Source organism: Lacihabitans sp. CCS-44 (genome assembly GCF_024343735.1).
Taxonomy (GTDB): Bacteria; Bacteroidota; Bacteroidia; order Cytophagales; family Spirosomataceae; genus Leadbetterella.
Window position 1 is genome coordinate 1 of sequence record NZ_RJUE01000037.1, and the last position, 580, is coordinate 580.

Sequence of the window (580 nt, forward strand, 5' to 3'; positions counted from 1 at the left end):
ATGATTATGACCTCGTAACTGCAGTGCCACAAGTGGCCAATTTGAGTTTGACCAAAATCATCAATAATCCTACTCCTAATGTAGGCGATACCGTCACTTTTACTATCACGGTGAATAATGCTGGACCTGATGCTGCTACTGCTGTTGTTATTGAAGACGCCATTCCGAACGGATATGCCAATATCAGAAACATCAGTAATGCTGGCAGTCTGCTGAACGATACCTTGACATGGAGCATCGCTAATATCGCTTCTGCCGCTTCTCAAGTACTTACTTATCAAGCTACTGTGTTTGCTCCAATAAGTTCAACTAACATATCTAATCCTACAGCAAACCCGTTGGTAACTACAACTTATATTGTAACCAAAACAAACTTAACCAATAGTTTTACAGCAACTGATTCAATAACTGTCACTGTTGAAACTACTATCCCATCTGTGAATGCTGGAGCTGACTTTACAAAGACTTGCGTTTTAAATCCTAACGGTGCCGTAATTGGAGAACCTAACGAAACCTCAAGTTCTTATTCTTGGTCACCAGCTCTGGGATTGAGTAATGCGGTGGGAGTTTCGTTTACTAA

General features: G+C 40.9%; 1 protein-coding gene. It reads left to right on the forward strand.

The genetic code is table 11. The features are described 5' to 3' along the window. Positions 1 to 580 (forward strand): DUF11 domain-containing protein (locus EGI26_RS07210; protein WP_255077354.1); only part of this gene is annotated, 580 nt, incomplete at both ends.